19 protein-coding genes are annotated in these 25382 nt (G+C 33.5%); 11 read left to right on the forward strand and 8 right to left on the reverse strand.

What is annotated here, in order from left to right; translation table 11 throughout:
- Positions 1–108: 108 nt before the first annotated feature.
- A complete protein-coding gene (locus H600_RS0105765) occupies positions 109–6582 on the forward strand; it encodes an alpha-2-macroglobulin family protein (protein WP_026727893.1) in 6474 nt (2157 codons plus the stop codon).
- 79 nt (positions 6583–6661) lie between these two features.
- On the opposite strand, the gene H600_RS0105770 is transcribed toward H600_RS0105765, so the two are convergent.
- The 5 genes from H600_RS0105770 to hpt all read right to left on the reverse strand — a co-directional run bounded on the left by H600_RS0105770 (position 6662) and on the right by hpt (position 12834).
- Positions 6662–8806, reverse strand: a complete 2145-nt coding sequence (locus H600_RS0105770) for a S46 family peptidase (protein WP_026727894.1) — start codon at positions 8804–8806, stop codon at positions 6662–6664.
- Positions 8807–9044: 238 nt separating this feature from the next.
- On the reverse strand, positions 9045–10046 hold the full coding sequence (gene obgE / locus H600_RS0105775) for a GTPase ObgE (RefSeq protein WP_026727895.1): 1002 nt from the start codon (positions 10044–10046) through the stop codon (positions 9045–9047).
- A gap of 142 nt (positions 10047–10188) precedes the next feature.
- Positions 10189–11463 (reverse strand): hemolysin family protein, encoded by a 1275-nt coding sequence (locus H600_RS0105780; RefSeq protein ID WP_084157355.1) that lies wholly within the window; start codon positions 11461–11463, stop codon positions 10189–10191.
- A 197-nt stretch (positions 11464–11660) separates the two neighbouring features.
- On the reverse strand, positions 11661–12233 hold the full coding sequence (locus tag H600_RS0105785; RefSeq protein WP_026727897.1) for an adenylate kinase: 573 nt from the start codon (positions 12231–12233) through the stop codon (positions 11661–11663).
- A 70-nt stretch (positions 12234–12303) separates the two neighbouring features.
- A complete protein-coding gene (hpt, locus tag H600_RS0105790) occupies positions 12304–12834 on the reverse strand; it encodes a hypoxanthine phosphoribosyltransferase (RefSeq protein ID WP_026727898.1) in 531 nt (176 codons plus the stop codon).
- A gap of 167 nt (positions 12835–13001) precedes the next feature.
- Between hpt and H600_RS0105795 the strand changes: the two genes are divergently transcribed.
- The 9 genes from H600_RS0105795 (at position 13002) to H600_RS0105835 (ending at position 22628) form a co-directional block, all read left to right on the forward strand.
- Entirely contained in the window at positions 13002–14270 is a 1269-nt protein-coding gene (locus H600_RS0105795; protein WP_026727899.1) for a PQQ-dependent sugar dehydrogenase, read from the forward strand.
- Positions 14271–14454: 184 nt separating this feature from the next.
- A complete protein-coding gene (locus H600_RS0105800) occupies positions 14455–16557 on the forward strand; it encodes a TonB-dependent receptor (RefSeq protein ID WP_026727900.1) in 2103 nt (700 codons plus the stop codon).
- Between the two features lie 24 nt (positions 16558–16581).
- A complete protein-coding gene (locus tag H600_RS0105805) occupies positions 16582–17133 on the forward strand; it encodes a hypothetical protein (RefSeq protein WP_026727901.1) in 552 nt (183 codons plus the stop codon).
- Positions 17134–17326: 193 nt separating this feature from the next.
- Complete coding sequence (locus H600_RS0105810; RefSeq protein WP_026727902.1) at positions 17327–18478, forward strand: 5-(carboxyamino)imidazole ribonucleotide synthase; 1152 nt, start codon at positions 17327–17329, stop codon at positions 18476–18478.
- 122 nt (positions 18479–18600) lie between these two features.
- On the forward strand, positions 18601–19086 hold the full coding sequence (purE, locus tag H600_RS0105815; protein ID WP_012022518.1) for a 5-(carboxyamino)imidazole ribonucleotide mutase: 486 nt from the start codon (positions 18601–18603) through the stop codon (positions 19084–19086).
- 160 nt (positions 19087–19246) lie between these two features.
- Positions 19247–19474: a hypothetical protein gene (locus tag H600_RS0105820; protein WP_026727903.1), complete on the forward strand. Its 228-nt coding sequence runs from the start codon at positions 19247–19249 to the stop codon at positions 19472–19474.
- Positions 19474–19761 carry a type II toxin-antitoxin system RelE/ParE family toxin gene (locus tag H600_RS0105825; RefSeq protein ID WP_026727904.1) on the forward strand — a complete coding sequence of 96 codons (288 nt, stop codon included), beginning with the start codon at positions 19474–19476 and terminating at the stop codon, positions 19759–19761. The genes H600_RS0105820 and H600_RS0105825 overlap by 1 nt, the downstream gene beginning before the upstream one ends.
- A gap of 36 nt (positions 19762–19797) precedes the next feature.
- The gene (locus H600_RS0105830; protein ID WP_026727905.1) at positions 19798–21825 is read left to right on the forward strand and encodes a M3 family metallopeptidase; all 2028 of its coding nucleotides are present in this window, start codon (positions 19798–19800) and stop codon (positions 21823–21825) included.
- Between the two features lie 143 nt (positions 21826–21968).
- Positions 21969–22628, forward strand: coding sequence for a SanA/YdcF family protein (locus H600_RS0105835; protein ID WP_026727906.1), 660 nt, complete (start codon positions 21969–21971; stop codon positions 22626–22628).
- Positions 22629–22662: 34 nt separating this feature from the next.
- On the opposite strand, the gene H600_RS0105840 is transcribed toward H600_RS0105835, so the two are convergent.
- The 3 genes from H600_RS0105840 to H600_RS0105850 all read right to left on the reverse strand — a co-directional run bounded on the left by H600_RS0105840 (position 22663) and on the right by H600_RS0105850 (position 24706).
- Positions 22663–23013 carry a type II toxin-antitoxin system HicB family antitoxin gene (locus H600_RS0105840; protein ID WP_026727907.1) on the reverse strand — a complete coding sequence of 117 codons (351 nt, stop codon included), beginning with the start codon at positions 23011–23013 and terminating at the stop codon, positions 22663–22665.
- Between the two features lies 1 nt (position 23014).
- Positions 23015–23257, reverse strand: coding sequence for a type II toxin-antitoxin system HicA family toxin (locus H600_RS0105845; RefSeq protein WP_026727908.1), 243 nt, complete (start codon positions 23255–23257; stop codon positions 23015–23017).
- Between the two features lie 186 nt (positions 23258–23443).
- The gene (locus H600_RS0105850; protein ID WP_026727909.1) at positions 23444–24706 is read right to left on the reverse strand and encodes a cation:proton antiporter; all 1263 of its coding nucleotides are present in this window, start codon (positions 24704–24706) and stop codon (positions 23444–23446) included.
- Between the two features lie 138 nt (positions 24707–24844).
- Here H600_RS0105850 and H600_RS0105855 point away from each other — a divergent pair, with 138 nt between their 5' ends.
- The gene (locus H600_RS0105855) at positions 24845–25348 is read left to right on the forward strand and encodes a GbsR/MarR family transcriptional regulator (RefSeq protein ID WP_026727910.1); all 504 of its coding nucleotides are present in this window, start codon (positions 24845–24847) and stop codon (positions 25346–25348) included.
- Positions 25349–25382 lie beyond the last annotated feature (34 nt).

Genomic DNA, 25382 nt, shown 5'->3' on the forward strand with positions numbered 1-25382 from the left:
ATGCATAATTTGCTTTTGAATAGAAATTAGTACTTTGTACGAAAATTATTTTTAATCCAAACCAACCTTTTAAATCAAATAATCCTCTATACTAGAAAACCCCAGTTTATGAAAAACATATTATTTGTATTCTTATTTCTTTCATCAACAATTTTTGCGCAACAATATGATAAAAAATGGAGTAAAATTACTGCTCTTGAAACCGAAGGCAAAATAAAATCGGCAAATGAAGTTGTCCCTGACATTTACAAAAATGCAAAAGCCAAAAAGGACGAAGAACAAATAATAAAATGCTTTTTCTATCAATCTAAATACATCCAAATTCTTGAAGAAGATGCACAAACCAAGATTATAAACAATTTAAAATCGACTATAAATCAGGTTTCTGTTCCATCGAAAGCGATTTTGAACCTTGTTTACGCAAAATGTTTAAATGATTATTATAAACGTAACACTTATTCAATTCAAAGAAGAACAAACACCACCTTTCTTGCAGAAGATTTCCTGACGTGGACCGAAACTAATTTTACAGATGAAATTAACCTGGCTTTAAAAAAATCTCTGGAAAATGAAGCAGTTCTTAAAAACACTCCTTTAACAAAATATGAAACCATATTCGATTATCCGTCAATAGAAAAATTCAACGCTTTAAATTTATTAGATTATGCCACTTCTGAAAATATAAATCTCTACACAAGTAGAATTGAAAGATGGAAATTTCTAAAAAGTGATTTTACTTCTTCTAAAAAAGAACTTTTGGCACAATCCAACTTATTTTCGAAATTAAATTTTGATTCAATATCGCATGAAAATTTACGCCTCACGTTAAAATTATATCAAAAACAAGAAACCAATAATCCGACAACAGGTAATCTTTGGGATAGAATTCAGTTTTGTAAAAACTTTTTAATTGACGCTGATGAAAATTATTTTCAGGCTTTGGTTTCGCTTCAAAAAAGCACTACAGATGCAATTTTAATTCAAAAAATTCAACTGGAAAAAGCTATTTATTTCAATGAAAATGCTTCGAAAGAAAAACATCCGGACTACAAAATCAAAGCCGTTGCAACTTTAGACAGCATAATTAAAATTAATAACAGATCTAATGCTTACAAGCTGGCGGTCGAAAAAAAAGAAACTATTCTGTACAAAAGTATAACCGTTCAACTTCAAAAATACAATTACGATAACGAAAACATTCGTGCATATATTCAATACAAAAATGTAGAGAATCTTAATATTTCATTTTTCAAGATTGAACAAAACCAACTATTCAATTTAGAACGATATAATAAAAATAGGGATAGTGTAAAAAATGCAATTATAGAAAAGGCAAAACCAGTTGCAACTAAATCTTATACGCTCGAAAATAAAAAAGATTTTCTGGAACATTCAACTGAATTCCTGCTTCCGCAACTAAAAACAGGCTCTTATTTGGTTTATTTTGAAAGTGAATCAGATTCGAAAGCCAAAAAAGCTTTTGCATTTGAAACCATTACTACTTCTAACTTTATTGTATTAGCTTCTCAAAATGATACCTCTGAAAAATATCAGATATTAGATCGAAAAACGGGAAAACCACTAGAAAATATAACGGGAAAATTTCCAGCTTCGACGGCAAAAAGTGATAAAAATGGTATTGTTATTTATGAAAAACCTAAAGGTTCTTCAAATTATGGATTAGTTACTTTCTACAATTCTAATGATACACTTTCAATACAAAAAAATTATTTGAGTTACAACATTGATTATTCAAATAAAAACGAAGAAAGTTTTAAAGGAAAAGTTGAATTCTATCTCGATCGCGCTATTTATCGTCCAGGGCAAACTTTATATTACAAAGGAATTGCAGTTCAAAAATTGGGAAATAAAACTTCTGTAGTTCCAAAAACTACCTTTGAAGTCACTATTGAAGATGCTGATAATAATGAACTTAAAAAATTTGATGTTACAACAAATGAATTTGGTTCTTTTTCAGGCGAATTTGTTATACCCAAAAACGTGCTTACAGGAAATTTCAATATAACTGCTGATGAACCCACAAATTATGAAAATGATGCAGTTTATGATAAAAAAGAAGACGAACATCCGTTTTGGGATCGTATCAATTTTGATGAATCTCGCATTGAATTTAAAGTTGAAGAATACAAACGCCCAAAATTCGAAGTCACTTTTGAACCTAAAAAAGAAAGTTTTCAGTTAAATCAAGCTATTAAAATTAAAGGAAATGCAAAAGCTTTTGCCGGAAGCAACATTTCTGACGCTAAAGTAACGTATACTGTAACTAGACAAACCAGTTATTTTGGAAATTATTATTCTCAGGAACAAAATGAAGTTTTAGCAACAGGAGAAACTAAAACGGATGCGTCAGGAAAATTCAGTATTGACTTTGTTGCTTTACCTTCTAAAAACAGTAATAAAGAACAATTACCCGTTTTCAATTATGTGATTAAAGCTTCCGTAACCGATATCAATGGCGAAACACGTGAATCTGAAACTACAGTAAAAGTGGGTTATCATGATTTGAAATTAAACGCTACGATTCCATCAATAATTCAAACGAATACTAAAAACGAAATACAACTTTCGAGCAACAATTTAAATGGTGAATTTTTAGCTACAAAAGGCGAATTAAAAATTTATTTTATCAGTCCGCCTTCCACAAAATTTAAAGGAAGAGTATTTCCGCAACCGGAAATTGAAACTATTCCAGCATCAGATTTTGAAAGGTTATTTCCATACGAAATCAATCCGGATTCAAAAATAAAAAACATAGAAACTCTGGTTTTCTCGAAAAACATTGATACACAAAAAGACAAAATTGTCGCCTTAGATTTTATTGAAAATTATAAATCCGGAAATTACAGAATAGTTTTTTCGGCCAAAGACAGTTACAATAATTTAATCGAAAATGCGACGAATATTGAACTTAAACAAAGCAAAGACAAATTTGACATCAGCAGATTATTTACTGCAAAACAAATTAATCAGGATGCAAAAAAAGATGGTTTTGCGCTAATTAAAATAACTTCTGTAATTCCCGAATTGTATATTACAGCTTCAGGAAACTACAACAACATGATCTTTTCAGAAGAAATGTATCATCTTCAAAACAACGAAATCGTTATTAAAATTCCATTGAAAAAAGAATTTGAAAATGCTGTTCAAATTAATCTGGAAAGCTTTTTTGAAAATGAAAAATTCAATACCGACTTCTTTGTTCTTTTAAAAACTGACAAACCAAAATTGGATTTCGCAGTAGAAACTTTCAGAAATAAAATAGAACCAAGAAGTGCCGAAAGTTGGTCTTTTAAATTAAATGCAAATAATACAAAAAAAGAAGCTGAAGTTTTGGCTTCTATGTATGATAGTTCTTTAGATCAGTTTACAACAAAAGATTGGAATACTTTAAATTTTAGTGAGTATTACACTTCCGGAATTAATAATAAATCGCTTTTAGGTTTTGATAAAACATACTCTACAATTCTAAATTTAAATGCACCATCAAAACGAATTGAATTGAAAAATGAAGGCACTAGTTTAATGTGGTTTGGTTTTGATTTTAACAATAACAGCAATACACTTTATCTGCAAAGAGAATATCAAAGACAACTTAATAAAAAAATTAAAAAACCTTTAGATGCCAAAATGATTTCAGGAATCGTTACGGACAAAGACGGCTTGCCAATTCCCGGAGTTTCAGTTAACATAAAAGGCACTCAAAGAAGTACAACGACAGATTTTGATGGCTATTACGAAATTGAAGCAACTGAAAAAGAAGAAATCGTTTATGCTTTTATTGGTTTCAAAAGTCAATCTGCCATTATTACAAATAAAAGAACTCTTGATTTTGTTTTAGAGGACGACTCTAGTAATCTAGAAGAAGTTGTTGTAGTTGGTTATGGAACTGTGAAAAAAAAATCTCTTACTGGCGCTGTCGCCAAAGTAGTCGTAGAAGAAGACAATACTGTCTATGATTCATCAGGAAGCAATATGTTAAGCGGGATAGTATCAGGAGTCAAAATCAGGGGAAATAATAGTCTTTCTGGCCAAAATCCTTTGTATGTTATTGATGGAGAAATCGCAACTGAAAACGATTTAAAAAAAATAAGTCCTAACGATCTTCTTTCCATAGATGCTTTAAAAGACGAAAAAGCAACAGCACTTTACGGCAGTAGAGGCGCAAATGGAGTCTTTATTATAACGACCAAAAAAGCGCTCGAAGAATTAACCCAAGTAAAAGCCAGAAAAAATCTATCTGAAACCGCTTTCTTTTTACCAAATTTAAAAACAGATGAAAACGGAAATATAAGTTTCAACTTTACTTCGCCCGAAGCTTTGACTGCTTGGAAATTCCGTTTATTGGCACATAATAAAGATGCCGTTTCTGGTTATTTGGAGAAAAGTATTGTGACGCAAAAAGAAATAATGATTTTGCCGAATTTCCCGAGATTCTTGAGAGAAAAAGATACAATCGTGATTAGTGCCAAAATTTCAAACGTAACCAACGAAGCAAAAACCGGAATCGCGAGTTTGCAATTTTTCGATGCTACAACCATGCAACCAATTGATGCCAAAATGCTGAACGCAAAAAACATCAAAAACTTTATGATTCCTGCCTTCGGAAATACAACTGCAAACTGGACTATCACAATTCCTGAAGGTTTGCAAGGTGTTCAATATAAAATCGTAGCAAAAGCGGGCAACTTTTCAGATGGAGAAGAAAACATTCTTCCGGTTTTGACCAACAATATGCTGGTTACAGAAAGCATTCCGATTTGGGTTCGTGAAAATTCGACTAAAGAATACACGTTTGAAAACTTAAAAAACAACAGTTCAACGACTTTAAGAAACCATCAGTTTACGTTGGAATATACTTCAAACCCAACTTGGCTTGCCATTCAGTCGCTACCTTATTTAATGGAATATGAACATGAATGTGCCGAACAGACTTTTGCTAGATTTTATGCAAATGCATTGGCATCAGAAATTATTTCGAGCAATCCGAAAATTGCTGCGATTTTTGAAAATTGGAGAAAAAACGGGAAACTGCATTCTAAATTAGAAGAAAATGAAGAATTAAAATCGATAATTCTTGCTGAAACACCGTGGCTGAATGACGCACAAAATGAAGATGAAAAGAAGAAAAAATTATCGCTTTTGTTTGATTTAGAAAAAATGAAAACTTCACAAGAAGCCACTTTTGAAAAATTAAAAAAGAAACAGAAACCCTCTGGCGGATTTGCGTGGTTCGATGGTTATGAAGAAAACGAATATATTACAAGACATATTCTTGCTGGTTTTGGACATTTAGCAAAGCTGAGCAAATCTGAAAATAATGAAGAAAAAATAGATCAAATTACCAAAACCGCGATTCCTTTTTTAGACAACAAGTTTTTAGAATATTATAGAAGCAGAATCCAAAAAATGAACTCCGCTGACAAATTAATCTGGATCAATCCTTATTCTGATTTGCATTATTTGTATACTAGAAGTTTCTATTTGGAAAAATATCCTTTATCGGATGAACTGAAAAAAGCTTCAAAATTATATTTAGAAACGGCTAAAAAAGATTGGCTTCAATATTCGCTTTACGAAAAAGGAATGACTGCTTTGGTTTTGAATCGTTTTGGAGATAAAGAAACTGCTAAGAAAATCATCGAAAGTTTAAAAGAAACTTCTTCTAACAACGAAGATTGGGGAATGTACTGGATTGCCAACAAAGCAGGCTGGTATTGGTATCAGGCACCGATTGAAACTCAGGCTTTGTTAATTGAGGCTTTCGCCGAAGTGACAAACGACACCAAATCGGTTGATGCGATGAAAGTATGGTTATTGAAAAACAAACAAACCAAAAACTGGCCAACAACAAAATCAACAACCGAAGCGATTTATGCCCTATTAATGCAAGGAACCGACTGGCTTTCAGTAAAAGATAATACCATCATAAAATTGGGAGATGAAAAAATCGCAACCAAAAAATTAGCCGAAAACGAAAAAGAAGCTGAAACCGGATACATCAAATTAAACTGGAAACCTGAAGAAATTAAAAAAGAAATGGCGTCGATCAAAATCGAAAACAAATCTAAAGTTCCTGGATTTGGCGGCGTTTATTGGCAATATTTTGAAGATTTGGAAAAAATCAAAAATAACTCAGGAGCAGTTATATCTGTTTCGAAGGAATTATATCTAAAGAAAAACACTTCAAAAGGTGACGAATTGCAAAAAATCACAAATGAAAATGCTTTAAAAGTGGGCGACTTAGTTACCGTTCGACTAATTATCACTTCTAAAGAAGACATGGAATATGTTCATTTAAAAGATATGCGTGCTTCTTGTTTTGAACCTGTAAATGTTCTTTCTGAATATCAATATAGAGACCGTCTTGGGTATTATATGAGCACAAAAGATGCTGCAACACATTTCTTCTTTGACCGAATCAACAAAGGAACTTACGTTTTAGAATATGACATCCGAGTAAACAACAGTGGTGAATTCTCCAACGGAATTACAACAATCCAAAGTATGTACGCTCCCGAATTTGCAAGCCATACAAAAGGAACTCAAGTGAAAGTTCAATAAAAAAAATCCGCCACGAATTCACGAATTAATTAAATAAAATTCGTGAATTCGTGGCGGAAAAAAATTCTAAAAATTGAGATTATTTAGCAATCGTCAATTCGTCGATAATGTTTTTCGCTCCTGCGTATTTGTCGATAATCCAAAGAACGTAACGAATATCAACGTTGATTGTTCTTTGCAATTTAGAATCAAAAATTACGTCACCAGCCATCGCTTCAATGTTTCCATCAAAAGCAATTCCGATTAATTCTCCTTTTCCGTTAAGAACTGGTGAACCAGAATTTCCTCCTGTAATATCATTATCTGTTAAGAAGTTTACTGGCATGTAACCTGCTTTATCAGCATATTGACCAAAATCTTTTTTCTTATTCAACTCCAATAAACGAGCTGGCAAATCAAATTCCTGATCTCCTGCTTTATATTTTTTAACCATACTCGTCATATCTGTATAGTTGTTGATTTTAGCATCGTTACGAGGATCTGCTGGCAATGCACGAACTTTTCCATAAGTCAATCTCAAAGTAGAGTTTGCATCTGGATATTTAATCGCGTTTAATTTAGATTCTCTTAAACCTTCAACTAATTTACGGTAAGCAATTGCAAAACCATCATCAGCTTTTGCCTGATCGTCTGTTTTAGCACGGAATTTAGTCATCAAATCATTAGAAATAATATACAACGGATCGTGTACAATTGCCAATGGTTTTGGATCTGCTAAAAACCCTAATACTTTTTCTTTTGTTGTAAAATAACTAACCTCAGTTGCTTTTGCTACATCTGCAGTAAAATCACCATTATTTGCAGCTTTCATTTTTGCAATTTCTGGTGCAAGTCCGTATTCAGAAGCTTTTGAAGCGTATAAATTCAATTGAGCTGTTAAAACATCTTTTTCTAATGGCGCATAAAAATCACCATAAATATTTTCAACCATTGCATTAATTTTAGGAAGCATTTCTGCTTTTTTCGCATCATTTTCTTTGTAGTAAGCAATTAATGCATTTCCTAAATTAGCTGGTGCAGTTGCATAACTAGAAGTACGTAAAAGCTGAGTCAAATAATTATCATGACGCGCTTTTAAGTTCGTTTCTCTATAATAATCGTTGATTGTTGGTATTACATTTTCGTACTTCTCTTTATTAGCAGGTTTGCTCGCCCACTCATAAAATTTATCTTCTTGTTCTGCTTTTGCATCTGCTGTTCCAGCTTTTGTTAAAGCATCAATCATACCTTGACGGTTTTTCCAGTAATTGGCTGTCGAAGCATATTTAGAAGCGTAGTTTAAACGAACAGTCGCATCTTTATCCATATACTTTTTCATTACATCCATTCCGGTTTTTGCACCTTCAACCCAAGCAGGATAAGCATATTTTACATTTTGCTCGATTCCGCCCGCCGGCATCCAACGGTTTGTTCTTCCTGGATAACCTAAGATCATTGCAAAATCATTTTCTTTTACACCTTTGATACTTACTGGCAAATAGTGTTTTGGTTTTAAAGGCACATTATCTTTTGAATAAGCGGCAGGATTTCCGTCTTTATCTGCATACACTCTAAACATAGAGAAATCTCCAGTTTGGCGAGGCCACTCCCAGTTGTCAGTGTCTCCACCAAATTTACCAACGCTTTCTGGCGGTGTTCCCACTAAACGAACGTCTGTGTAATCTTGGTAAACAAAATAATAATATTCATTTCCTTGAAAGAAAGGACGAACAGAAACTGTATATTTTCCGTTTTCGCTGTTTTCTTTTTCGATCAAACTGATTTCTTGCTGAATCGCTTTGTTTCTTTCCGTTTCAGTCATTTGATCGTTTACTTTAGATAAAATTCTTTTAGAAACATCGTCCATACGAACGAAGAAACGAACAAATAAAGATTTTGGTTTCATTTCCTGGCTACGATCTTTAGCCCAGAAACCATCTTTCAAATAGTTTTGTTCTGCTGACGAAAGTTCAGCAATTGCGCTATATCCACAGTGGTGATTTGTAAGTACCAATCCAGTATTCGAAACGATTTCAGCAGTACATCCTCCATTGAATTGTACAATCGCATCTTTTAAACTATGATTGTTGATACTATAAATTTCTTCGGCTGTCAATTGCAAGCCCATTTTTTCCATATCTCTATGGTTCAATCTTTCGATAAACATCAAAAACCACATTCCTTCATCGGCTCTCATTGGGAAAGCCACAAGGCACATGGTAAAGAATAAAATTACTTTTTTCATGTTATTTTGTTTAAGTGACGCGAATATAGGGCATATTTATAATTATTCCGTTCAAAACAATTCTAAAATTGCACATGCTTTCGCTTTTTTAGTCTTTTATTAAGAATTTAACATTGTTTTTAAAAAATAAAGGCGTTCTAAAAATAGAACGCCTTTATTTTTTAAAAGTTATTAAGCTGCTAAGTTACTAAGAATCTAAGCTTTTTCTTTGAACTTAGTAGCTTAGAAACTTAGAACTTTACTCGTTAAGCATTTTCCAAAGCTTGTCTTTCAAATCGGTCAAACCTTGCTGTGCAACAGAAGAAATAAACATATAAGGAACATCTTTGAAAGAAACATCAAGTTCAGCTTTCAATTCTGCTTTTAGTTCATCATCTAGCATATCGCATTTTGAAATTACTACTAGACGTTCTTTGTCCAGCATTTCAGGATTGTATTTCGTTAATTCGTTAACCAAAATATCATATTCCGCTTTAATATCTGGAGTATCAACCGGAACTAAAAACAATAAAGTTGAGTTACGCTCAATATGGCGCAAGAAATAATGTCCTAAGCCTTTTCCTTCTGCGGCACCTTCGATAATTCCAGGAATATCAGCAATTACGAAAGATTGAAAATCTCTGTACGCTACGATTCCTAAATTTGGTTTTAAAGTCGTAAACGGGTAATCGGCAATTTTTGGTTTTGCTGAAGTCAGAACAGATAATAAAGTAGATTTTCCTGCATTTGGAAAACCAACTAAACCAACATCGGCCAAAACTTTCAATTCTAAAATCACATCCATTTCTACACCCAGCAAACCTGGCTGTGCATAACGAGGCGTTTGATTTGTTGAACTTCTAAAATGCCAGTTCCCTAAACCTCCTTTTCCTCCTTTTGCAAGGATTCTTTTTTCTCCGTCTTCTGTAATTTCAAAAAGTGTTTCACCCGTTTCTTTGTCTTTTACAACAGTTCCTAGTGGCACCTCAATAATTTTATCTTCTCCGTCTGCACCAGTACTACGATCTCCACCACCGTCTCCACCGTGACCCGCCTTAATGTGACGCGCAAACTTTAAATGAAATAATGTCCAGAGTCCTTTATTTCCAACCAAATACACATGTCCTCCACGGCCACCGTCTCCACCGTCTGGACCACCTTTTTCAATAAATTTCTCTCTATGTAAATGCGTAGAGCCTTTTCCTCCTTTTCCGGAAGAAACATATATCTTAACGTAATCTACAAAATTTCCTTCTGTCATTTTTCTGAATTTCAGATTTTAGATTTTAGATTTTAGATTACTCTAAATTCTATTCTAAATTCTATTTTATTTATTTTTCAGTTTCAATCTGAATTTTCAGCACAAACTGTGACTGAAAACTGCGACTGAAAACTATTTTTCTTTATTCTTTAAGCGCTTTTACAAGCACTTTGTCAATTTTAACGCCATCCATGTCGATGACTTCTAAAACAAACTTTTGCCAAACCAGTTTTTCGCCTTCTTTTGGAATATGTGAAAGTTCGGTCATAATCATTCCGCTTACGGTGTTCACTTCGTAATCGTTTGTCAGTTCATCCAACTCAAAATAAGTTAAGAAATCGTGCAACGAATAATGTCCATCAACTAACCACGAACCATCTTCTCTTTCTATAAGCTGGAATTCGTCTTTATAAAATTCTGATGCATCTCCAACTAAAGCTTCCAGAATATCATTCAAAGTAATCAATCCTTGAAAAACACCATATTCATCTGAAACCAAAGCATAATGAACTCCTGTCTTCTTGAAATTTTCTAATGCTTTATATGCCGTGGTCTGTTCCATTAAATAAGGCGCATCAGAAACTATTACCGACAAATCGAAATTATCTTTTTCGATGCTGGCGAAGATATTTTTTAGTGTAACCACTCCAACAATATCATCATAATTATCATTATAAACTGGATAAACAGCATGCAGATCCTGAACTACCAATTCTTTAATCTTGTCTTTATCTGCTTTTAACGGCAACATGTCAACCGATTTACGGTGTGTCATTAACGAACTTACTTTTCTATCTCCAATATGGAAAACACGCTCCACAATATCTTGTTCAATTTCCTGAACTTCTCCAACTTCGGTTCCTTCTTTAATGATGGCTTTAATTTCTTCTTCGGTCACTTTTCCGTCAGCGGTTGGTTTTATTTGAAAAACATTCAACAAAAAATCTGTTGATGAAGTCAGCAACCAAATAAATGGAGCCGTGATAATAGAAATCACTTTCATTGGCATTGCTACCATTTTAGCAATCGCTTCTGGATAATTTAATCCGATTCGCTTTGGAAGCAATTCTCCTAAAACCAGTGAGAAGAATGTTAAAACTACAACCACAATTCCCACTGCAATTGAATGTGCGTAAGGTTTTAATGCTGCAAAACCTGACACAAAAACCTCAACATCAGCAGTGATTTTATCTCCAGAGTAAATACCGGTTAAAATTCCAATTAAGGTAATTCCGATTTGTACTGTTGATAAAAATTTATTTGGGGAATTGGCTAAGTCGAGTGCTGTTTTAGCACTTTTGTTGCCTTTTTTCGCAGCGGTTTCAAGCCTGTTTTTACGGGCCGAAATCAAAGCGATTTCAGACATGGAGAAAACTCCGTTTAATAAAATTAGAAAAAATATAATTAGTATTTCCAATTGATTGTAGGTTCGTTATAAAATAGTCTCGTTAAAAATAATTCGCAATCTTGATTTTAGCTGTTGCTTAAAAAACTAATTTTTCTAACCCGAAAACATTGCTTCTTAAATATCTTAAGAAGCTAGCTTTATGGTTAGAAAAATAGTTCTTTATTTCCCGACAGCTATCGGGATTTCACGTACAGCTGGACTAGCTTCTACAAATTATCTATAACTGACGTTAATCGCTCTGTAATTTGTTCAATAGTTCCAATACCATCTACGGCATAAAACTTACCTTGTTCTTTATAGTATCCAATAAGAGGAGCTGTTTTTTCATTGTATTCTTGGTATCTCACACGAATTTTCTCTTCGTCTTGATCATCAGCTCTTCCGCTTGTTTTTCCTCTTTCTAACAAACGTTTTACCAAAATCTCGTCATCAGCTTCTAAAGCGATTGTTGCTGTTACGGTAGATCCGATTGTTGGCAAAAATTTATCTAAAGCCTCAGCCTGATTGATTGTTCTTGGATAACCGTCGAACAAAAATCCTGCTGTATCTGGGTGTTTTTTTACTTCATCAATTAACATTGCAGTTGTTACTTCGCAAGGAACTAATTCTCCATTGTCCATAAAAACTCTTGCTTTTTTCCCTAGTTCAGTATCATTTTTTAAATTGAAACGAAAAATATCTCCTGTTGAAAGGTGCGTTAAATTGTATTTTTCTTTTAAAAATTCTGCCTGCGTTCCTTTTCCTGCACCAGGCTTTCCAAATAAAACGATGTTAATCATAATTGAAATGAGTGTTGTACTTCTTTTTTCAGAAGTCTTTAAATGAATATTTAGTTGTGTTTGTTTTTAATTATTCTGCTAATTTATAAACTTCAGCAAGGTTTCTTCCCAAACCGTCGTAATCTAATCCGTAACCGACAATAAATTTATTTGGGATTCTGATTCCGATATAATCTATTTTCATGTCTTTTTTATACGCTTCAGGCTTAAAGAACAATGTAGCAACTTTAAAATGCTTTACATTTTGCGCTTTAAACAAATGTTTTAATTCTTCGATCGTATTTCCAGTATCAACAATATCTTCAATGACAACAACAGTTCTACCAGACAAATCCTGATTAATTCCTATTAATTCTTTAACCGAATTTGTTGTTTCTGTACCTTCATACGAAGCCATTTTGATAAATGAAACCTCGCATGGTTTTTTATACTTTTTCAAAAAATCGGCAACAACCATAAAGGCGCCGTTCAAAACTCCAATAAAAATTGGAGTATCATCTCCAAAATCATCTTCTACCTGAGCCACTAATTTAGTTAAAGCAAAATCAATTTCTTTAGCCGAAATAAACGGAACAAATTGTTTATCGTGAAGTTGTATCATTATTTTTAAATTTAAAATAATGGACAAAGATACAGAATTACAACTTAACTGTAAATATCAAAATAAACTGTCTGAGCATTTTTAAACACTTTAAGTACATCTTTTCGAAAAAAAACTTTTTAATTTTAGTAAATTGTAGCCTTTTTAAACCTATAAATTAATCCTCAATGAAAACCACAATACAAATCTTTTCTGCGTTCTTGATATTAACAGCATGTCACGGACAAGTAACAAAGGAAGAAAAAGAAGCTTTGTCGAAACAACCTGCAAATGTTGTAAAAACTGCTATTGGAAACATTACACTGCCACCTCCATACGCAACTGAATCCGCTCGAAAAAACAGCAAAGTTTTAGGCTGGCCAGAAGGAAAAACACCAATTGCGCCCGAAGGTTTTACGGTTACAAAATTTGCTGACGGCTTTAGCAATCCGCGTTGGAGCTATATTGGCCCAAACAATGATATTTTTGTTGTTGAAAGTGGCACAAGAACTAGTAAAAACCAAATTATAGTTTTGCGCGACAATGATAAAGACGGAACCTATGAAACTCGCGAAGTTTTTATTTCTGGTTTAAACAGACCTTTAGGAATGCTAATTCTTAAAGACTTTTTTTATGTTGCCAATACTGACGGACTTTACCGTTACCCTTATAAAAATGCTCCTTTAAAATTAGAAACTAAAGGAACTAAAATCGTTGAGCTTCCTGCTGGTGGCTACAACAATCACTGGACAAGAAGTTTGCTTGCAAATCCTGAAGGAACAAAAATTTATATTGGTGTCGGTTCTGGAAGCAATGTCGGAGAAAACGGAATGGACAAAGAAATTCGCCGCGCCGCAATTTTAGAAATCAATCCTGATGGAACGGGTGAAAAAATTTATGCTGAAGGACTTAGAAACCCAATGGGAATGGACTGGAATCCGGCAAACAAAAAAGAACTTTGGACGGCAGTAAATGAAAGAGATGAACTTGGCGACGATTTGGTTCCCGATTATATTACGAGTGTAAAAAGAGGCGGTTTTTACGGATGGCCTTATTCGTATTTTGGAAGCATTCCTGATCCGAGATGGAAAGGCGAACGAAAAGATTTAATAAAAAAAGCTATTGTTCCTGATGTTCCGGTTGGTGCTCATACTGCTTCTTTGGGATTGGCATTTTACACTAAAGATGCTTTTCCGGCAAAATACAAGAATGGTGCTTTTGTAGGTCAGCATGGTTCCTGGAACCGATCTGTAATTTCAGGTTATAAAGTTTTATTTGTTCCCTTTAAAGATGGAAAACCTTCAGGAAAACCGGAAGATTTTTTAACTGGTTTTATTTCAAATGATGAAAAAGCAGAAGTTTATGGGCGTCCTGTTGCTGTAACGGTTATGAACGACGGATCGCTTTTAGTAAACGATGACAGCGGGAATACTATTTGGAAAGTGACAGCTAAATAAATTGTAATAAGATTTGATTGCTTCTAACCACAAATTACACAAATTTTCGCAAATTAATTTGTGTGAATTTGTGCAATTTGCGGTTAAAAAATATATTAAAATCTTAATAAGTAAAATGTCTTTTTGCCTCGATTAATGCTACATTTCTACGTATTAAAAAACTCGTCTTTAATTTTATCTTCTCATGATTTTAAAAAAATATTTCCTTCTTCTTTTTGTGCTTTTTGTTTCTTTAAACATTTTAGCACAGGAAAAAGAAGTTCAAAATATTGATTCTATCAAAACCCAAAAACTAAACGAAGTTTTAATAAGTCCACTTCATATTAATCGTGATTTGCAGAATAGTCCGGCTTCAATTGGCATTTTATCTGAGAAAGAATTACTTCGAAATAACACTACAGACATTAGCAACGTCATCAACACAATTCCCGGAGTTTTTATGCAGTCGTCGAATATTACCACAACCCGAATTTCGATTCGCGGAATTGGCGCGAGAACTCCATACGGAACCAATAAAATAAGGGCTTTCTATGGGACTATCCCACTGACATCTGGAAACAGCGAAACCGTAATTGATGATATTGATCTTCAAAATATTAATCAAGTTGAAGTGATTAAAGGTCCGCTATCTAGTATTTATGGCGCAGGATTGGGAGGAGCGATTTTGATTTCGCCTCAAACATTTAATAAAGGAAATTATCAAACCGAAGTCAGTTCTGTTTTTGGCTCTTTTGGATTACTGAAAAACAGAGTCGGTTTTAATTGGAACGAAAAAAGTGCTTCACTAAATCTAAGTTATCATAATTTAAAAACTGACGGTTGGCGCGAAAACAGCGCTTATAACCGAGAAGGAATTACGCTTTCGGGAGAATTTTTCCGAAAGAAAAACAGCAAACTGACTTACTTTTCGAATTACACTTATTTAAAAGCTTTTATTCCGAGTTCGATTAACAAAACCACTTTTGAAAATAATCCGCAAGCGGGCGCACCAACTTGGGTTGCTTCAAAAGGATTCAAAGAATACAAATCTACTTTGGCAGGATTGGCTTATGATTTCAAAATTAATGATCATTTGAATAATTCAACTTCTGTTTTTATCAATTATAAAGACAGCAACGAACCGCGACCTTTTGATATTTTACGTCAATATACTTTTGCTTCTGGCGTAAGAACGCAATTTTCAGGAGATTTTAAAATTGGAAAAATCAACAATCAGTTTATAGCAGGATTGGAATATTTCAAAGATAATTATAGCGGAAATACTTTTCAAAACTTATATCAGCAAAATAATGGAAACGGAAGTTTGCAAGGCGATCAACTTACAGCAACCGATCAAAAAAGAGATTTTTACAACATTTTCTCGCAGATCAGAACTTTGCTTTCTGAACATTTTGAGATTCAGGCGGGTTTGAATTACAACAAAACCAAATTCGAACTTCAGAATGATTTTCCTGCTTCCGCGAATAATCCAACGGAACATTATAGTTATGATGGCATTTTTTCGCCTCAGCTTTCCTTTCTCTACAAGCCAAATGAAATTCAGACCGTTTATTTTTCTGTAAGCCGTGGATTTTCTCTTCCTGCAACCGAAGAAACTTTGACCAGCACCGGAAACATCAATCAAAACATAAAACCAGAAACAGGCTATAATTTTGAATTGGGTGGAAAATTGCATTTTTTCGATAAAAAACTATACACACAAATTTCCGTTTACCGAATGGAAATTAAAGATTTATTAGTTGCCAAAAGAATTGGTGATGATCAGTACGAAGGCGTAAATGCTGGGAAAACTTTTCATGAGGGAATTGAAATTTCGTTAAATCATAATTGGCCACTCAATCGAATTTTTACTCTAAATTCTTATGTTGGAACATCAATCGGAAATTATGAATTCAAAGAATTTGTCGATAACGGAAATGATTATTCAGGAAACAAATTAACCGGAGTTCCTGCCAATACTGCAAGTGCTGGTTTTAATTTAAACACCAATTCAGGGTTTTATTTTACTGCTGATTTTCAATTTACAGATAAAATCCCGATGAATGATTCTAATGCCGATTATTCCGATTCATATTCGCTTTTGAATTTAAAAACGGGTTATCAATTTGAAATTTTATCGGGTTTAAAAGCACATTTGGATGCAGGAATAAATAATGTTACAAATGAGAAATACGCTTCGATGATTTTGACCAATGCCACCGCCGTTGGAAATGCACAACCTCGATTTTATTATCCTGGTTTGCCAATAAACTATTACGGAATGATCTCATTAAATTATTTATTTTAGCATTGTATTTAAACATAAAAAACAATGTTGTCTGAACTGCAGAAAAAGCTAGACTACGTAAATGCTTACAGAGAAAATCGCCTCAAAACGGCACAGGATGTTTTAGAAAACCCTTCGCTTTTTAGTGAGTTGGTTTCAATTTGCTTTTCGCCTGAAGACAAAAACAATCATAAAGCCTGCTGGATTTTAGAATTTGTATCGTATGAAGAATTGCATTGGCTCCAGCCACATTTGGATTTTTTCTGCTCGAATTTAAAAGTTTTAAAAGATGAAAGCTCGATGCGCCCAATTGCAAAAGTCGTTCAGCTTTTAGTAAAATCCCATTATAAGAAAAACGAAAACGGCATAAAACTCTCCGAAGAAAATCTTCAAGACTGCATCGAAGCCTCTTTCGACTGGTTAATTAATGACACAAAAGTCGCCACCAAAGCCTACTCTATTCGCACTTTATATATACTAGGAAATTACTACGACTGGATTCATCCCGAGTTAAAAGTCATAATCGACAAAGATTTCGGAGATCATTCCGCAGCCTACAAAGCCGTCGCCAAAGAAGTTTTGAAGAAAATAAAATAAGTTTTAGTTGCCACGAATTACACGAATTTCCACTAATTTTTTATGCTGAATTTGAAAAAAAATAATTCGTGAAAATTCGTGCAATTCGTGGCAAACAAAAAAAATCCTTTTTAATCCTTTTAATCTGTGGCAGAAAAACTAAATTTTGGCTAAAAAAAGATTAAAAAGTATCTTTGCAAAAACACAACACAAAATGAATTATTTTTCTTCTGATTTTAAATTAGGAATATTAGGCGGAGGACAATTAGGCAAAATGCTTTTGTTCGACACCAGAAAATTTGACATACAAACTTACGTTTTAGATCCAAGCGACGAAGCGCCTAGTAAAATTGCCTGCAACAAGTTTTTTCAAGGCGATTTAATGGATTATGAAACCGTTTACAATTTCGGAAAACAAGTCGATGTTTTGACTTTCGAAATCGAATTGGTAAACCTTGAAGCTTTAACGCAATTGGAAAACGAAGGTTTAAAAATATATCCTTCTCCAAAAACCTTAAAAGGAATTCAGAATAAAGGTGTTCAAAAAGAATTTTACGCTAAAAATAATATCCCAACTGCACCTTTCGAAAGATTTGAAAATTTAGAAAGTCTAAAATCTAAAATCAGCGATCTGAAATTGCCTTTCGTGTGGAAATGCACCGAATTTGGTTATGACGGAAATGGTGTAAAAATAGTTCGCCAAGCATCAGATTTAGATACCTTGCCAAATGTAGAATGCATTGCAGAAACTATGGTTCCGTTCAAAAACGAATTGGCGGTAATTGTGGTTAGAAATCCATCAGGAGAAATGAAAACGTATCCGGTTGTCGAAATGGAATTTCATCCAGAAGCCAACCAAGTTGAATACGTAATCTGCCCAGCAAGAATCGACGATAAAGTTGCTGAGAAAGCGAGAGCAATTGCTTTGCAGGTTTCAGAAAACTTCAATCACGTTGGACTTTTAGCTGTTGAAATGTTCCAGACTCAGGACGATGAAATTTTAGTAAATGAAGTTGCGCCACGCCCGCACAATTCTGGACATTATTCTATAGAAGCCAGTTATACTTCACAATTCGAAAATCATTTACGCGCAATTTTAGATCTTCCGTTAGGAAATACCGACAGTAAAGTTGCCGGAGTAATGGTAAACCTAGTTGGTGCCGAAGGATTTTCTGGAGACGTTGTTTACAAAAACATCGAAACCATTTTAGGATGGGATGGCGTTACTCCACATATTTACGGTAAAAAACAAACGCGTCCGTTTAGAAAAATGGGTCACGTAACAATCGTAAATGAAAATATGCAGGAAGCACGACGAATTGCACAGGAAGTTAAGAACACTATTAAAGTGATCAGTGGTCAGTAAATTTTAGTGTTCAGTCGCAGTTTTCAGTAACAGTTCACAACTTAAAACAAAATAAACAGTTTTTCAGTCTCAACAAAAACTTGAAACTTTAAACCTGAAACAAACACAACAAATAAAAAACAATGAGCAAAGTAGCTATTATAATGGGAAGCATCTCAGACATGCCAGTTATGCAAGATGCAATCGACATATTAAAACAATTTAATGTAGAAGTTGAAGTAGATATTGTTTCGGCACACAGAACGCCGGAGAAATTATTCGATTTCAGCAAAAATGCACACACTCGTGGAATTTCAGTAATTATTGCCGGTGCGGGCGGTGCGGCACATTTACCAGGAATGGTGGCTTCTATGTCTCCTCTTCCAGTAATTGGAGTTCCGGTAAAATCAAGTAATTCAATTGACGGCTGGGATTCTGTATTATCGATTCTGCAAATGCCGGGCGGCGTTCCTGTTGCGACTGTCGCTTTAAACGGAGCAAAAAATGCTGGAATCTTAGCAGCTCAAATCATCGGAAGCCACGATAAAAAAGTTTTAGATACTATTATTTCTTATAAAGAAGAATTGAAAGCGGCGGTTAATAAAGCAGCTGAAGGTTTAAAGAAGTAATTTCACAGAGATACACAAAAAAGACACAGAGCCACACAAAATTTTTGTGAATCTCTGTGTTTTTTCTTTGCGAAACTTTGTGAAACAAACCTCTCCAAGAATTAACTAATCCTTATAAAAAATTTCTAAAAGAAAAACTTAACTTTGAGAAAAAAGCAAAATGAACATTCAAACTTCTAAAATAGAGCTCGCTAAAATAGTTTTAGACATTGAAAATCCCGATTTAATTCAGGAAATTGTCGAGTTCATTCAATCCAAAGAAAACCTTTCAGAAGAACAAAAAAGCAAAATAAATGAGGCTATTTATTCTTTAGACAATAATGAAGGCATTTCGCACGATGTTGTTATGGAAGAAACCAAAAATCGTTATTCAAAATACTTTAAATAATGAATGTAATTTGGGCTCCACAAGCTAAACAAGACTTTTGGAACAATATCGATTATTTGGAAGCTGAATGGTCTGAGAAAGTTGCTCAAAATTTCATTGAAAAAGTAAATACCACAATTGCACTTTTAAAAAATGACAATGTTTTATTTCTCAAAACAAATTATAAAAATGTTTACAAAATTGTCATTACAAAACACATTTCACTTTACTACCGTATCGAAAACACTAATTTAGAATTGCTTCGTTTTTGGAATACTTTTCAGGATACGGAGAAATTCAAATTATGATTTTCTAATTTTATATTTTTAAATAGCATAAACACTATGAGCGTATTAACACAATATTTCAATACCAAACATAATACAGCACCTTTCTCACAAATTAAAATCGAAGATTATGTCCCTGCTTTCAATGAAGGAATTACTTTGGCTAAAGCTGAAATCGATGCGATTGTAAACAATCCGGAAGCGCCGACTTTTGAAAACACAATTGTAGCAATGGATTATTCTGGCGATATTTTAGATCGTCTTTCGAGTATTTTCTTCAATTTGAATTCGGCTGAAACGAATGACGAAATGCAGAAAATTGCACAGGAAGTTTCGCCTTTACTTTCAGAATTTGGAAATGACATTCGCTTAAATGCAGAATTATTTGCGAGAGTAAAAGCGGTTTACGATCAGAAAGAAAGTTTAAATCTGAATCCGGAACAAACGACTTTATTAGATAAAAAATACAAAAGCTTTTCTAGAAACGGAGCCAATTTACCAGAAGACAAGAAAAACCAATTAAGAGAAATCGATAAGGAATTATCAAAATTGAGTTTACAGTTCGGCGAAAATGTTTTGGCAGAAACCAACAATTTCGAATTGCATTTAACTAATGAGCAAGATTTAGCTGGTTTACCGGAAGGAACAATCGAAGCGGCGAGATTATTAGCCAAAAATCAGGAAAAAGAAGGTTGGATTTTTACTTTAGATTATCCAAGCTACGTTCCGTTTTTGACTTATGCTGACAATCGTGAACTGCGTAAAAAAATGGCAATTGCTTTTGGTGCGAAAGGTTTTCAAAGTAATGAATTCAACAATGAAGAAAACGTTCTGAAAATTGCTAAACTTCGTCACGAAAGAGCTAATTTATTAGGATATAAAACGCATGCTCATTTTGTTCTAGAAGAAAGAATGGCCGAAAGTCCGGAGAAAGTTTTTTCTTTTTTAAATGATTTATTGGCAAAAGCAAAACCTGCGGCGCAAAAGGAGTTTGCTGAATTAACTGCTTTCGCAAAAGAGCTAGACGGAATTGACCAATTAGAGAAATGGGACGGCGCTTATTATTCTGAAAAACTAAAACAACAACTTTTTAATTTAGATGATGAAAAACTGAAACCTTATTTTCAATTAGAAAAAGTTTTAGACGGCGCTTTTACAGTTGCCAAAAAATTATACGGTTTAACTTTTACCGAAGTTTTTGATATCGATAAATATCATGAAGAAGTTACAACTTACGAAGTAAGAGATGCCGAAAACAATTTGGTTTCGATTTTCTATGCTGATTTTTTTCCCAGAAAAGGAAAAAGAAACGGTGCGTGGATGACTTCATTCAAATCGCAATATGTAAAAGATGGCGTTAACGAAAGACCACATATTTCGAACGTTTGTAATTTTACAAAACCAACCGAAACAAAACCTTCATTATTGACTTTTAATGAAGTAACAACTTTATTCCACGAATTCGGTCACGGTTTACACGGAATGTTGGCGAACACAGTATATCCGAGTCTATCTGGAACTTCGGTTTTTTGGGATTTCGTAGAATTACCAAGTCAGATTATGGAGAACTGGTGTTACGAACCAGAAGCTTTGGCTTTATTTGCAAATCACTACGAAACGGGAGAAATCATTCCGATTGAATATGTACAGAAAATTAAAGAAAGTGCAAGTTTCCAAGAAGGTTTGGCAACATTGCGCCAGTTAAGTTTCGGACTATTAGATATGGCTTGGCACGGACAAGATCCAACTGCTATCACAGATTTAAAAGCTTTTGAAACGGAACAATTTGCCAACACACAATTGTATCCAGACGTAAAAGAAAATGCAATGAGTACTGCTTTTTCTCATATTTTCCAAGGCGGATATTCTTCTGGATATTACAGTTACAAATGGGCAGAAGTTTTAGACGCTGATGCTTTTGAATATTTCCATGAAAATGGAATTTTCAACGAAGAAATTGCAAAGAAATTCAAAGATAACGTTCTTTCTAAAGGTGGAACAGAACATCCAATGACTTTATACAAACGTTTTAGAGGACAAGAACCTAAACCTGAAGCTTTGTTGAAAAGAGCAGGATTATTATAAAGCTTCTAAGATACTAAGCTCCTAAGTTGCTAAGTTTCTTAGAGTATTAAATTTTGAAACCGAAGTAGAAATACTTCGGTTTTTTATTTGATTTTACTTTAGTTATCTTCGTATTTTAAATCTTAATCTTACAAATACAAGCCGTGAAAAAATATTTTAAAATAGTGCTTTATCTTGCCATTATTGGATTAATTGCCATTGTTTCGGTAAATTATTACGTGAAATCTTCGACTAAAAAGAACATTTATTATTCGATTAAAAAATTCCCTAAAAATGATGTCGGAATTATTTTTGGCGCAGGAATTAACGGAGATCAGCCAAGCAAATATTTAAAAGATCGTCTAGATGCTGGAATTATGCTTTGGAAAGCAAAACGTATCAATAAAATTTTACTTTCGGGAGATAACGGCCGTGATGAGTATGATGAATTAACAGTTATGAAAAACTACTGTTTCAATCACGGAGTTGACACCACAAAAATATTTATCGATTATGCTGGTTTCGATACCTATTCGACGATGTATCGTGCGAAACATATTTTCAAGATTAAAAAAGCAACTTTAATTTCTCAGGAATATCATTTAAACCGAGCAATTTATATCGGGCAAAAACTCGGAATTAAATCGGTTGGATATTCTGCAAACAATGGAGAATATTTAGGATATAAATATGTAACGTTTAGAGAATACGGTTCTATTTTTAAATCCTTTTTTGATGTTTTGAGAAATCGCGAACCACGCTTTTTAGGTGGAGAAATTAATATAAATGGTGAATCTAATTATTCTAAAGAAGATAAACGATAAAGAAAACCCGAAACAATTTTCTGTTTCGGGTTTTCTAATTTAAAACTTCTTCATGTTTTACAACATAAGATAGAGCTTCTTTTACAACTTCATTTAAGTTTAAGCCTTTTCTTGTCGCTAAGAGCGCTATTTTTTGATGTAATTCCTGCGAAACTCTCACATTAAAAGAACCTTTATATGTTTTGTCTGGATCTTTATTCAACAATTTGCAGGTTTCTAAATAATCATTAACAGCTTCTTTAAAAGATTCTTCCAATTCTGTAACTGAAGATCCTTCAAAGGTTACCAAATCATTTATACCATGGATTTTTCCAAAGAATATTTTATCCTCTGCAGAAAATTCTAATGTACCAATGTATCCGTTAAATTCTAAATAGTTTTTCATCTTACAATTCTAAATATTCAATAATAATATCAAGCTGATATCCTTTCAAAACTTTTTGCGGATGTGGTTCATGTAGACTTATAATCTGTTTATTTTCATTCACAAATTTCCTTCTTGAACCACCTGTTTTTCCTTGTGAAATCTGATTATAACCACAATGATTCAGAACTTTCAGCATTTCATCCCAAGAAAAATCTTTTGGTTTTGATTTTAACCTTTCAATAAGTTTATCAATCTTACTCATACAAATTTACCATTAATTTTTAATTTGCAACTAAAATATAGTTACAAATTAAAAGCAAGATGTAAAAATAGGAAAAATCATTCAATTTAATTAATATTTTTAAAAATGTAATTAGAGACAAATAAAAAAGACCAGCAAGAATTCATGCCAGTCTTTAAAAAATCTTTACTCTTTGTTCTATTCTCTTTACTCTTTCTCCAAAACTCTATTCGCCAATTTCCCTACAGTCAGTCCCTGAACTACAATTGAAAACAATACCACGATATAAGTTATTTCAAGTAAAAGGTTTTTATATTCTCCTTCAGGCATTGAAAGTACCAAAGCAATAGAAACTCCACCACGAATTCCGCCCCAAACCAAAACCATCAGAGAACCTTTGTTGTAGGCTGATCTAATTCCGAAAAATTTAAAAATATCGAAGAATTTCCACGGTAAAACGATCGACGTTAATCTTGAAAAAAGTACAATGAAGATGGCAATAACTCCTGTCAATAATTGTTTGTCCAAATTTGGAAGTAGCAACAATTCAAAACCAATAAATAAGAACAAAACTGCATTCAGGATTTCATCGATAAGTTCCCAAAACTTTCCAAGATAATCTTTAGTGACTTCGCTCATGGCAACTTTTTTGCCATAATTTCCAATAATCAATCCCGCCACAACCATTGCCAGCGGACTAGAAACGTGTAATGCCTGAGCAACCAAAAATCCTCCTGTGACAATAGAAAGTGTGATTAAAACCGAAACTTTATAGTCGTCTATTTTCTTCATGACCCTTGAAGCCGTAAATCCGAAAATGGCTCCTAATAAAAGTCCGCCAAATCCTTCTTTTATAAATAGCCAGCTAATCGAACCAAAAGTAGCATCAAATGTTGGATCGGTTGCCATTTTTAGAACAACGGCAAACATTACAACCGCTACTCCATCATTAAACAACGATTCGCCAACAATTTTAGTTTCTATTCTTTTTGGGACTTTAGCTTCCTTTAAAACTCCCAAAACTACGATTGGATCGGTTGGAGAAATTAAGGTTCCGAAAACCAAACAAAATATGTAAGGAATAGTAATTCCGAGAAATGGTGCTATATAATAAAGTAAAACAGAAATAATTAAAGCTGATAAAACGACACTGACTGTCGAATAAATCATTATCGGAACCTTTTGTTCTTTAAGGTCAAACATGTTTACATGTAAAGCTCCAGCGAATAAAAGAAAATTCAACATTGCTCCCATCAGAATTTCATTGAAATCAAATTCTTTTATCAAATCAAAAAAATGTTTGGTCGTTGCAGGAAAATAAGAATCTCCCAAAAGACGAATTCCTACTGAAACCAACATCGCAATAATCATGATTCCGATGGTTCCCGGAAGTTTTAAAAATCTTAAATTCAAATAGGCGAAGAATGATGCCAATACAATTAGCACCGAAAATGTGTAGTATAATTCCATAAAAAGTGATTTTTACAAAAATAGCGGTATCATTATTTAATCGAAAATTTCACGGTTTGAATTAACATAACTTTACAATTCGCTAAACAAGTTTCAATTATTTTTGAAAGTTTAAAAACTTTTACTTACATTTGATCCATGGAATTCAAAGAAGCAAAAAATAAGTTTGTACAAACCTGGGGAGCATTAGGTTCTCAATGGGGAATTAATAAAACGATGGCACAGATCCACGCTTTATTAATGGTTTCGAACGAGCCTGTTTCTATGGAAGACATTATGGAAGAATTGCAGATTTCCCGCGGGAATGCAAGCATGAACTTAAGAGCCTTGATGGATTGGGGAATTGTCTATAAAGAATTTAAAGCCGGAGAAAGAAAAGAATTCTTTACTGCCGAAAAAGATTTAGACGAATTGGCAGTTAAAATTTCCAGAGAAAGAAGCAAAAGAGAAATCAAACCTACTCTTAAAATCTTAAAAGAAGTATCGACGATTGAAGCAAAAGATTCTGCTGAAGAAAAACACTTTGTGGATCAAACAACTAAATTGTATGACTTCGTTTTGAAAGCAGATAACATGTTAGATAAAATGACTGAATTCAATGAAAATTGGTTAGGAAAATTGGTCATCAAAATGATGAAATAAAAAAATTTAATCTAAACTTTCATTTTTTTCTGAA

The sequence above is a fragment of the Flavobacterium denitrificans DSM 15936 genome (assembly GCF_000425445.1).
GTDB classification, from domain to species: Bacteria; Bacteroidota; Bacteroidia; order Flavobacteriales; family Flavobacteriaceae; genus Flavobacterium; species Flavobacterium denitrificans.

Bases quoted from the DNA above. Each gene is read 5' to 3' on its own strand.
- H600_RS0105765 (WP_026727893.1), top strand. From the start codon at position 109: ATGAAAAACATATTATTTGTATTCTTATTTCTTTCATCAACAATTTTT.
- H600_RS0105770 (WP_026727894.1), bottom strand. From the start codon at position 8,806: ATGAAAAAAGTAATTTTATTCTTTACCATGTGCCTTGTGGCTTTCCCA.
- obgE (WP_026727895.1), bottom strand. From the start codon at position 10,046: ATGACAGAAGGAAATTTTGTAGATTACGTTAAGATATATGTTTCTTCC.
- H600_RS0105785 (WP_026727897.1), bottom strand. From the start codon at position 12,233: ATGATTAACATCGTTTTATTTGGAAAGCCTGGTGCAGGAAAAGGAACG.
- hpt (WP_026727898.1), bottom strand. From the start codon at position 12,834: ATGATACAACTTCACGATAAACAATTTGTTCCGTTTATTTCGGCTAAA.
- H600_RS0105795 (WP_026727899.1), top strand. From the start codon at position 13,002: ATGAAAACCACAATACAAATCTTTTCTGCGTTCTTGATATTAACAGCA.
- H600_RS0105800 (WP_026727900.1), top strand. From the start codon at position 14,455: ATGATTTTAAAAAAATATTTCCTTCTTCTTTTTGTGCTTTTTGTTTCT.
- H600_RS0105805 (WP_026727901.1), top strand. From the start codon at position 16,582: ATGTTGTCTGAACTGCAGAAAAAGCTAGACTACGTAAATGCTTACAGA.
- H600_RS0105810 (WP_026727902.1), top strand. From the start codon at position 17,327: ATGAATTATTTTTCTTCTGATTTTAAATTAGGAATATTAGGCGGAGGA.
- purE (WP_012022518.1), top strand. From the start codon at position 18,601: ATGAGCAAAGTAGCTATTATAATGGGAAGCATCTCAGACATGCCAGTT.
- H600_RS0105820 (WP_026727903.1), top strand. From the start codon at position 19,247: ATGAACATTCAAACTTCTAAAATAGAGCTCGCTAAAATAGTTTTAGAC.
- H600_RS0105825 (WP_026727904.1), top strand. From the start codon at position 19,474: ATGAATGTAATTTGGGCTCCACAAGCTAAACAAGACTTTTGGAACAAT.
- H600_RS0105830 (WP_026727905.1), top strand. From the start codon at position 19,798: ATGAGCGTATTAACACAATATTTCAATACCAAACATAATACAGCACCT.
- H600_RS0105840 (WP_026727907.1), bottom strand. From the start codon at position 23,013: ATGAAAAACTATTTAGAATTTAACGGATACATTGGTACATTAGAATTT.
- H600_RS0105845 (WP_026727908.1), bottom strand. From the start codon at position 23,257: ATGAGTAAGATTGATAAACTTATTGAAAGGTTAAAATCAAAACCAAAA.
- H600_RS0105850 (WP_026727909.1), bottom strand. From the start codon at position 24,706: ATGGAATTATACTACACATTTTCGGTGCTAATTGTATTGGCATCATTC.
- H600_RS0105855 (WP_026727910.1), top strand. From the start codon at position 24,845: ATGGAATTCAAAGAAGCAAAAAATAAGTTTGTACAAACCTGGGGAGCA.